The organism is Mycobacterium paraense (assembly GCF_002101815.1).
Classification (GTDB): domain Bacteria; phylum Actinomycetota; class Actinomycetes; order Mycobacteriales; family Mycobacteriaceae; genus Mycobacterium; species Mycobacterium paraense.
Genome location: NZ_LQPM01000050.1, coordinates 42,332 through 52,216 on the forward strand (window position 1 = coordinate 42,332; position 9,885 = coordinate 52,216).

General features: G+C 68.6%; 9 protein-coding genes. 6 read left to right on the top strand and 3 right to left on the bottom strand.

Annotated elements, in window-relative coordinates; all coding sequences use genetic code 11:
- The first annotated feature begins 90 nt into the window (after nucleotides 1-90).
- From metH to AWB89_RS26155, 5 genes are all read left to right on the top strand, one after another.
- A complete protein-coding gene (gene metH, locus AWB89_RS26135) occupies nucleotides 91-3,849 on the top strand; it encodes a methionine synthase (protein WP_085177638.1) in 3,759 nt (1,252 codons plus the stop codon).
- A 51-nt stretch (nucleotides 3,850-3,900) separates the two neighbouring features.
- Nucleotides 3,901-4,182 (top strand): phosphoribosyl-ATP diphosphatase, encoded by a 282-nt coding sequence (locus AWB89_RS26140; RefSeq protein ID WP_085101605.1) that lies wholly within the window; start codon nucleotides 3,901-3,903, stop codon nucleotides 4,180-4,182.
- A gap of 2 nt (nucleotides 4,183-4,184) precedes the next feature.
- Nucleotides 4,185-5,039 (top strand): ATP phosphoribosyltransferase, encoded by an 855-nt coding sequence (hisG, locus tag AWB89_RS26145; RefSeq protein ID WP_085101603.1) that lies wholly within the window; start codon nucleotides 4,185-4,187, stop codon nucleotides 5,037-5,039.
- A gap of 97 nt (nucleotides 5,040-5,136) precedes the next feature.
- The gene (locus AWB89_RS26150; RefSeq protein WP_085177625.1) at nucleotides 5,137-5,646 is read left to right on the top strand and encodes a DUF4126 domain-containing protein; all 510 of its coding nucleotides are present in this window, start codon (nucleotides 5,137-5,139) and stop codon (nucleotides 5,644-5,646) included.
- Entirely contained in the window at nucleotides 5,643-7,028 is a 1,386-nt protein-coding gene (locus AWB89_RS26155) for an FAD-containing oxidoreductase (RefSeq protein WP_085177627.1), read from the top strand. Before AWB89_RS26150 ends, AWB89_RS26155 begins: the two co-directional genes overlap by 4 nt.
- A gap of 7 nt (nucleotides 7,029-7,035) precedes the next feature.
- Here the strand turns inward: AWB89_RS26155 and AWB89_RS27210 are convergent, their stop codons facing one another.
- The gene (locus AWB89_RS27210; RefSeq protein WP_142280086.1) at nucleotides 7,036-7,638 is read right to left on the bottom strand and encodes a hypothetical protein; all 603 of its coding nucleotides are present in this window, start codon (nucleotides 7,636-7,638) and stop codon (nucleotides 7,036-7,038) included.
- Between the two features lie 41 nt (nucleotides 7,639-7,679).
- Nucleotides 7,680-8,558, bottom strand: a complete 879-nt coding sequence (locus AWB89_RS26165; protein ID WP_085177631.1) for a RecB family exonuclease — start codon at nucleotides 8,556-8,558, stop codon at nucleotides 7,680-7,682.
- Between the two features lie 74 nt (nucleotides 8,559-8,632).
- On the opposite strand from AWB89_RS26165, the gene trmI reads away from it, so the two are divergent.
- Entirely contained in the window at nucleotides 8,633-9,475 is an 843-nt protein-coding gene (gene trmI, locus AWB89_RS26170) for a tRNA (adenine(58)-N(1))-methyltransferase TrmI (protein WP_085101594.1), read from the top strand.
- On the opposite strand, the gene AWB89_RS26175 is transcribed toward trmI, so the two are convergent.
- A complete protein-coding gene (locus AWB89_RS26175) occupies nucleotides 9,472-9,774 on the bottom strand; it encodes a DUF503 domain-containing protein (protein ID WP_085101592.1) in 303 nt (100 codons plus the stop codon). The genes trmI and AWB89_RS26175 overlap by 4 nt on opposite strands.
- Nucleotides 9,775-9,885 lie beyond the last annotated feature (111 nt).

Below are 9,885 nucleotides of genomic sequence, written 5' to 3' on the forward strand. Positions count from 1 at the left end.
GTCGAGAGGCGTTGCAACGGGTCCGGGTCGCTGCCGGAATCCGCCACGCTCGGCAGAGTCAAGGACGCCTTCCGCTACGGAAGGAAGTACGTGAACGCCGTTAAAACAGACTCCGCGACAAACTTCGCACCGAACATCCGCCCCGACTGCACCGACGAACTGACGGCAGCGCTGCGCCGGCGGATCATGGTGATCGACGGCGCGATGGGCACGGCGATCCAGCGGGACCGGCCCGACGAAGCCGGCTACCGCGGCGACCGGTTCACCGAGTGGCCGACCGCCCTGCAGGGCAACAACGACCTGCTCAACCTGACGCAGCCGCAGATCATCGAGGGGATCCACCGCGAGTACCTCGAGGCGGGCGCCGACATCCTCGAGACCAACACGTTCAACGCGAACGCGATCTCGCTCTCCGACTACGACATGGCGGACCTGGCCTACGAGCTGAACTACGCCGGCGCCGCCCTGGCCCGCAAGGCCGCCGACGAATTCAGCACCCCGGAGAAGCCCCGCTACGTCGCCGGCGCCATCGGGCCCACGACGCGGACCGCGTCGATCTCGCCGGACGTCAACGACCCCGGGGCCCGCAACGTCTCCTACGACCAGCTCGTCGCCGCCTACCTCGAGGCCGCCAACGGCCTGGTCGACGGCGGTGTCGACCTCCTCATCGTCGAGACCATCTTCGACTCGCTGAACGCCAAGGCGGCGGTGTTCGCCGTCGAGACGCTGTTCGAGGAGCGCGGACGGCGCTGGCCCGTGATCATCTCGGGCACCATCACCGACGCGTCCGGGCGGACGCTGTCCGGTCAGGTCACCGAGGCCTTCTGGAACTCGATCCGGCACGCGAAGCCACTCGCGGTCGGCCTCAACTGCGCCCTGGGCGCGCCGGAGATGCGGCCCTACATCGCCGAGGTGGCCAGGATCGCGGACACCTTCGTCTCCTGCTACCCCAACGCCGGCCTGCCCAACGCCTTCGGCGAGTACGACGAGACCCCGGACCGCCAGGCCTCCTACATCGCCGATTTCGCCGAGGCCGGTCTCGTCAACCTGGTCGGCGGCTGCTGCGGGACGGCGCCGCCGCACATCGCCGAGATCGCCAAGGTCGTCGAGGGCAAGCCGCCGCGGGAGGTGCCGGAGATCCCGGTGGCCACCCGGCTGTCGGGCCTGGAGCCGCTCAACATCACCGACGACTCGCTGTTCGTCAACATCGGTGAGCGCACCAACATCACCGGCTCCGCCCGGTTCCGCAACCTCATCAAGGCCGGGGACTACGACACCGCGCTGTCGGTCGCCCTGCAGCAGGTCGAGGTCGGCGCGCAGGTCATCGACATCAACATGGACGAGGGCATGATCGACGGCGTCGCCGCGATGGACCGGTTCACCAAGCTGATCGCGGCCGAGCCGGACATCAGCCGCGTCCCGGTGATGATCGACTCCTCCAAGTGGGAGGTCATCGAGGCGGGCCTGAAGAACGTGCAGGGCAAGCCGATCGTCAACTCGATCTCCATGAAGGAGGGCGAGGAGAAGTTCGTCCGCGAGGCGCGGCTGTGCCGCAAGTACGGCGCCGCCGTCGTCGTGATGGCCTTCGACGAACAGGGCCAGGCCGACAACCTGGAGCGCCGCAAGGAGATCTGCGCGCGCGCCTACCGGATCCTGACCGAGGAGGTCGGCTTCCCGCCCGAGGACATCATCTTCGACCCGAACTGCTTCGCGCTGGCGACCGGTATCGAGGAGCACGCGACCTACGGGATCGACTTCATCGAGGCCTGCGCCTGGATCAAGGAAAACCTGCCGGGGGTGCACATCTCCGGCGGCATCTCGAACGTGTCGTTCTCGTTCCGGGGTAACAACCCGGTCCGTGAGGCGATCCACTCGGTGTTCCTGTTCCACGCCATCAAGGCCGGCCTGGACATGGGCATCGTCAACGCCGGCGCGCTGGTGCCCTATGACTCGATCGATCCCGAGCTGCGGGAGCGCATCGAGGACGTCGTCCTGAACCGCCGCGAGGACGCCGCCGAACGGCTCCTGGAGATCGCCGAGCGGTTCAACAAGTCGGAGAAGGGTGAGGACCCGGCAGCGGCCGAGTGGCGCGGCCTCCCGGTCCGCGAGCGGATCACGCACGCCCTGGTCAAGGGCATCGACGCCCACGTCGACGCCGACACCGAGGAACTGCGGGCCGAGATCGCCGCCGCGGGTGGGCGCCCGATCGAGGTGATCGAGGGCCCGCTGATGGACGGCATGAACGTCGTCGGCGACCTCTTCGGCTCCGGCAAGATGTTTTTGCCCCAGGTGGTGAAGTCGGCCCGGGTGATGAAGAAGGCCGTGGCGTACCTGCTGCCGTTCATCGAGGAGGAGAAGGAGCAGAACGGAACCGCCGCCGCGAAGGACACCAACGGCACGATCGTGATGGCGACCGTCAAAGGCGACGTCCACGACATCGGCAAGAACATCGTCGGAGTTGTGTTGCAGTGCAACAACTTCGAAGTGATCGACCTCGGTGTGATGGTGCCGGCGCAGAAGATCCTGGATGCGGCCAAGGAGCACAGCGCCGACATCATCGGGTTGTCCGGCCTGATCACCCCGTCCCTGGACGAGATGGCCAACTTCGCCGTCGAGATGGAACGCGAGGGCCTGGAGATCCCGTTGCTGATCGGCGGCGCGACCACCTCGCGCGCCCACACGGCGGTGAAGATATCGCCGCGCCGCAGCGGTCCGGTGGTCTGGGTCAAGGACGCATCCCGTTCGGTGCCGGTGGCGGCCGCGCTGCTGGACGACAAGCAACGGCCGGCCCTGCTGGAGGCCACCGAGACCGAGTACGCGGCCCTGCGCGAGCGGCACGCACAGAAGAACGAGCGGCCGATGCTGACGCTGGAGAAGGCCCGTGCCAACCGGACGCCCATCGAGTGGGACGGCTACACGCCGCCGGTGCCCGCGATAGGTGCGCGAGTACGCGAATTTCATGACTACGACCTCGCCGAGTTGCGCGAATACATCGACTGGCAGCCGTTTTTCAACGCCTGGGAGATGAAGGGCCGCTTCCCCGACATCCTCAACAACCCCGTCTCGGGCGAGGCCGCGCGCAAGCTGTACGACGACGCCCAGGAGATGCTCGACACCCTGATCAAGGAGAAGTGGCTGACCGCCAACGGGGTGATCGGGTTCTTCCCGGCGAACGCCGTCGGCGACGACATCGAGGTGTACACCGACGACACCCGGACCGAGGTGCTGACCACGTTGCACAACCTGCGCCAGCAGGGCGAGCACCGCGAGGGCATCCCGAACCGGTCGCTGGGCGACTACATCGCGCCCAAGGACACCGGTCTGGCCGACTACGTCGGCGCCTTCGCCGTCACCGCGGGGCTCGGCAGCCAGGAGAAGATCGCGGAGTTCAAGGCGGCCGTCGACGACTACAGCGCGATCCTGCTGGAGTCGCTCGCCGACCGGCTGGCGGAGGCTTTCGCCGAACGGATGCACCAACGGGTCCGCAAGGAGTTCTGGGGGTTCCAGCCGGACGAGCAGCTGGACAACGAGGCGCTCATCGCTGAGAAGTACGTGGGAATCCGCCCCGCCCCCGGCTACCCCGCCTGCCCGGAGCACACCGAGAAGGTGACGCTGTGGAAGCTGTTGGACGTCCGGGAGCGCACCGGCATCGAGTTGACCGAGTCGATGGCGATGTGGCCCGGTGCCGCCGTCAGTGGCTGGTACTTCTCGCATCCGCAATCGCAGTACTTCGTGATCGGTCGGATGGCCCAGGACCAGGTCGCCGACTACGCGAAGCGCAAGGGCTGGACGCTGCAGGAAGCCGAGCGCTGGCTCGCCCCCAACCTCGGCTACAACCCGGAGGACTGAGCCCGTCGCGGGCGTGCCCGCCGAAACCGCCGTGACTTCGGTGGACGCCGCGTGAAACAATCGCTGGCCGTGAAGACCTTCGAGGATCTGTTCGCCGAACTCGGCGAGCGTGCCCGCACCCGGCCGGCCGGCAGCGCCACGGTCGCCGCGCTGGACGGCGGCGTGCACGGGCTGGGCAAGAAGATTCTGGAGGAGGCCGGCGAAGTGTGGCTGGCCGCCGAGCACGAAACCGACGACGCGCTGGCCGAGGAGATCAGCCAGTTGCTGTACTGGACGCAGGTGCTGATGATCGCGCGCGGCCTGTCCCTTGACGACGTCTACCGGAAGCTGTGAGCATGCTGCGGGTTGCGGTTCCCAACAAGGGCACGCTCAGCGAGCCGGCCAGCGAGATCCTCGCGGAGGCGGGCTACCGGCGCCGCACCGATTCCAAGGACCTCACCGTCATCGACCCGGTCAACCAGGTCGAGTTCTTCTTCTTGCGGCCCAAGGACATTGCCATCTACGTGGGTTCCGGGGAGCTGGATTTCGGCATCACCGGGCGCGACCTGGTGCGCGACTCGGACGCCCCGGTGCGCGAACGCCTGGCATTGGGCTTCGGGTCGTCGAGCTTTCGGTACGCCGGCCCGGCCGGGCGCGACTGGACGCCCGCCGACCTGGCCGGCAAGCGAATCGCGACCGCCTACCCGAACCTGGTCCGAAAAGACTTGGCGGAGAGGGGAATTGAGGCCACTGTCATCAGGCTCGACGGCGCGGTGGAGATCTCGGTGCAGCTCGGCGTGGCCGACGCCATCGCCGACGTGGTGGGCTCCGGGCGCACCCTGAGCCTGCACGACCTGGTGGCGTTCGGGGAGCCGCTGTGCGATTCGGAGGCGGTGCTGATCGAGCGCGCGGACGAGGGCGGCCACGAAACGAAAGCGGTGCGCGATCAACTGGTCGCGCGGGTGCAAGGCGTGGTGTTCGGCCAGCAGTACCTGATGCTCGATTACGACTGCCCGCGTTCGGTCCTGGACCGGGCCACAGCGATCACCCCGGGACTGGAGTCACCGACCATCGCCCCGCTCGCCGATCCGGACTGGGTGGCGATCCGCGCGCTGGTGCCGCGTCGCGGCGTCAACGAGATCATGGACGAGCTCGCCGCCATCGGGGCCAAGGCGATCCTGGCGTCCGACATCAGGTTCTGCCGGTTCTAGACCAACGGGTGGCTTCCTCGCGGCTGTGTTAGCGTCCGGCTAGGGCTGCCGCAAGGTGGACGCCCGCGTCATCGTCTAGTCCCCCAGGAGGGTCTTCGTGACACACGCGCTAATTCTGCTGCTGGCTTTACTGATCGGTGTCGTCGCCGGGTTGCGTTCGCTGACGGCCCCCTTCGTGGTCGCCTGGGGCGCCTACCTGGGTTGGATCGACCTGCACGGCACCTGGGCGTCCTGGATCGGCAACATCATCTGGGTCATCGTCTTCACCGTTCTCGCCGTCGGCGAGCTGGTTAACGACAAGCTGCCCAAGACGCCGGCCCGCACGGCGCCACCGATCTTTGCCGCCCGGATCATCACGGGCGGGTTGGCGGGCGCGGTGCTGGGCGCCTGGCCGCACTGGACCTTCTCGGCGCTCGGCGCGGGCGTCATCGGGGCGGTGCTCGGCACCCTCGGCGGCTACCAGGCGCGCAAGCGGCTGGCCGCCGTGGCCGGCAGGGACCTGCCGATCGCCCTGCTCGAGGACGCCGTCGCGGTGCTCGGCGCGTTCGCCATCGTCGCGGTGACGGGTCACGTGCTGACGGAGTACTTGCTGTCGGCGGTTAAGTGACAACGCATTTCGATGCGATCATCGTCGGTGCCGGGCAGGCCGGCCCCCCGCTGGCGGGACGGCTGACCGCGGCCGGCCAGCGCGTCGCGGTCATCGAGCGCAAACTCGTCGGCGGCACCTGCGTCAACACCGGGTGCATCCCGACCAAGACCCTGGTGGCCAGCGCGCACGCCGCGCACCTGGCCCGGCGCGGGGCCGAATTCGGCGTGGGGACCGGCCCGGTCCGCGTGGACATGGCAAAAGTCAAGGCGCGCAAGGACGACATCATGCTCGCCGACCGCAAGGGCGTCGAGAGCTGGTTGGAGGGCATGGACGGCTGCACCGTCGTTCGCGGTCACGCCCGTTTCGAGGACCCGCACACGGTCAGCGTGAACGGCGACCTGCTGCACGCCGACCGCATCTTCCTCAACGTCGGCGGCCGGGCGGTGGTGCCGGACGTCCCGGGCCTGTCCGACGTCGAGTTCCTCACCAACGTGTCGATCCTCGAACTCGACACGCTGCCAGACCATCTCGTCATCCTCGGCGGCAGCTACATCGCGCTGGAGTTCGCGCAGATGTACCGCCGCTTCGGGGCCCGGGTGACGGTGGTCGAGCGGGGCCCGCGGCTGGCGTCCCGCGAGGACGAGGACGTCTCGGCCACCGTCAGGGAGATCCTGGAGGCCGAGGGGATCGACGTCGTCGTCGGCGCGGACGACGTGCGAATCACCAAGAACGGCAATGGCTTTGAGCTGACACCCGGCGCCGGCGCCGCCCCGATCGCCGGAACCCATCTGCTGGTGGCGGTGGGGCGGCAACCCAACACCGACGACCTCGGCCTTCAGGCCGCCGGCGTGCAGACCGACGCCCGCGGCTACATCGTGGTCGACGACCAGCTCAAGACCAATGTCGAGCACATCTGGGCGATGGGCGACTGCAACGGCAAGGGCGCGTTCACGCACACCTCGTACAACGATTTCGAGATCGTCGCCGCCAACCTGCTCGACAGGGATTCTGGCGAGCCGCCACGGCTCGTAAGCGACCGCATCACCACCTACGCGCTCTACATCGACCCGCCGCTGGGGCGCGCCGGGATGAGCGTGAGCCAGGTACGCGCGTCCGGCCGCAAGGCGTTGATCGGCAAGCGCCCGATGACTCGGGTCGGCCGGGCGGTGGAAAAGGGTGAGACGCAAGGCTTTATGAAGGTGGTGGTGGACGCCGAGACCGACGAGATCCTGGGCGCGGCCATCCTCGGGGTCGGCGGCGACGAGGCGATTCACGCCATCCTGGACGTCATGTCGGCCAAGGCGCCGTACACCACGCTGGCGCGCACGATGCACATCCACCCCACGGTGAGCGAGTTGATCCCCACGATGCTGCAGGAGATGTCGCCCCTCGACGGCTAATCGTCCATCAGTGCCGCAGGACGAATTGGTATGTCGTGAAGGCGATCCCGCCGACGGAGACGGCCCACCACAAATACATCAGCATGCGGTAGCGGAGCGTCATGTCCGAATAGTCGAAAAACGATTTCCGGGGCGGTGGCGGTGGCGCATTCAACGCTTCCCCTCCGGCCGGGGGTATGGGATCGCTGACGATTCGAACATTCAGCGGGTCGGTCGAATCAACCTCCACCTCGAAAGTCGTGCCCGGACGCACGTGCCACGGCCGGCCGGGTTCCCAGCGCTGGCCCTCCACGCACAGGGCGGCAAGCGAACGGCTGCTGAGACCCGTGGTGACCGTCACGTCATAGGGCGGCTGGTCCGCAAGTTCAACTCTGAGCCCGATCTGCGTGAGGATGGAACTGCGGCCAAGCAGACCAGCTAGTCCGGGTTGTCGGCGGACTGACAAAGCCTGCGCGGTTCCCGGCCGTGGCGGACCCCCGAACGTGCGTACAGCCCGCTTGCGCGCTCTGCTGCTCACGAAGATGGCAACACCGATCAGGACGACCGGATTTGTGAACAGCGACACCCACGGCCACGGATCGATGCCGCCGAGAGACAACGCCGGCCCCATCGACGCATGCTAGCTGGCCGACGTCGGCGAGCGCACGCGATTCAGGCCGCGGGTTCGGTGGGATGTGAAATACCTTGCGCGCCAGCGAGATCAGGCCAGCCGGGGTAGGGCGGTGGCGTGCCCCCGAACGTCGGGCAGAGCTGCTGGTGGGGACACCAGTCGCACAACTTCGACGGGCTGGGGCGAAAATCGCCCGTCGGCGCGGCGGATTGGATGGCGCGCCAGATCGCCATCAGCGTCTTCTCGAAGCGCAGCAGTTCCTCGTGATCCGGCGCGTAGTCCAACATCTGGCCGTCGGCGAGATAGATGATGCGCAGCCGGGTGGGCAGCACCCCGCGGGACCGCAACAGCGCCACCGCGTAGAACTTCATCTGGAACATCGCCTTGAACTCGGCCAGCGCCCGCGCGGCGGGCGGCGCCTTGCCGGTCTTGTAGTCGACCACCCGAACCTCACCGGTGGCGGCGACGTCGATCCGGTCGATGAAGCCGCGCAGCAGCGTGCCGTCGGCGAGCTCGACCTCGACGCGCTCCTCGCAGCTCTGCGGGTCGAACCGGGTCGGGTCCTCCAGCCGGTAATAGCCGGCGAGCAGGGCGCGCGCCTCGTCCAGCAGCTCGGTGCGCTGTCCGGGATCCAGGTCGCCGGCCAGGTCGGGTTCGGCGGCGATCACCCGCTCCCACGCGGGCTGCACCAGCGAGCCCGCGGTGTCCGGCCCGCGCTGCGCGGCGGGCAGACCGTAGAGCTGTTCCAGGGCGGCGTGCACCACCGACCCGCGCAACTGCGCCGTCGACGGCACCTCGGGCAGCCGGTCGATCGCCCGGAACCGGTACAGCAGCGGGCACTGCTTGAAGTCCGCCGCCCGCGACGGTGACAGCGCCGGTTTGGAAGCCGGGCGGTCACAGGCCTCCGGCTGGTCCGTCATGTTCGCAGCGTAGAACCGGGCGCCGACAACCCCCAAGCACCAGCGACGGCGAGTCGGCTGGCACGCTAGACGGCGTGTCCGCAACCGGCCCGTTCACCGCTGGCGAGCGGGTCCAACTCACCGACGCCAAGGGCCGGCACTACACGATGTGCCTCACCCCCGGCGCCGAATTCCACACCCACCGCGGGTCCATCGCGCACGACGCGTTGATCGGGCTCGAGCAGGGCAGCGTCGTCAAATCCAGCAGCGGCGCGCAGTTCCTGGTGCTGCGGCCCCTGCTGATCGACTACGTGATGTCGATGCCGCGCGGCCCGCAGGTGATCTACCCCAAGGACGCCGCCCAGATCGTGCACGAGGGCGACATCTTTCCCGGCGCCCGGGTGCTGGAGGCCGGCGCCGGTTCCGGGGCGCTCACCTGCTCGCTGCTGCGCGCCGTCGGGCCCGAGGGGAGGGTGGTCTCCTACGAGCAGCGCGCCGATCACGCCGAGCACGCCCGCCGCAACGTCACTGTGTTCTTCGACGGTCTTCCCGCCAACTGGGAGCTCCTCGTCAGCGACCTCGCGGACTCGGAGTTGCCCGACGGTTCCTTCGACCGGGCCGTGCTCGACATGCTCGCGCCGTGGGAGGTGCTCGGCGCGGCGGCCCGGCTGTTGATTCCGGGCGGGGTGTTGATGATCTACGTGGCCACCGTGACCCAGCTGTCGCGGACCGTCGAGGCCCTGCGGGACCAGCAGTGCTGGACCGAGCCGCGCTCCTGGGAGACGCTGCAGCGCGGCTGGAACGTCGTCGGCCTGGCCGTGCGCCCGCAGCATTCGATGCGCGGGCACACCGCGTTCCTGATCTTCGCGCGGCGGCTGGCGCCCGGCGTCGTCGCGCCGGCGCCGCTGGGCCGCAAACGCGAGGGGCGAGACGGTTAGTCGTCGCTGTGGTGCAGGCCCCGCCGCACCGACAGCAGCTCGAACTCGGGATGCGCGGCCACCAGGCGTTCGGCCGCGTCGAGCACCTCCACGGCGTGCCTGCGGTCACCGGACACCACGCCGACGCCGATGCCGGCCCGCCGATGTAGGTCCTGCCCGCCGGTTTCGGCGGCCGACACGCTGAACTTGCGCTGCAGCTCGGCCACGACGGGCCGGATCACCGACCGCTTCTGCTTGAGTGACCGCACCCCAAGCTCCGGGCCCAGCAAGACGTCGAACTCGAGCCAGCCGATCCACACCGCGATCAGCCGGGGGGAGTCGGCGACGGGGCCGGTGGCGGCGGCTCCGGTGGCGCTGTCTCTTATACACATCTGACGCCGGCTTCCAAACCGGCGCTGTCACCGTCGCGG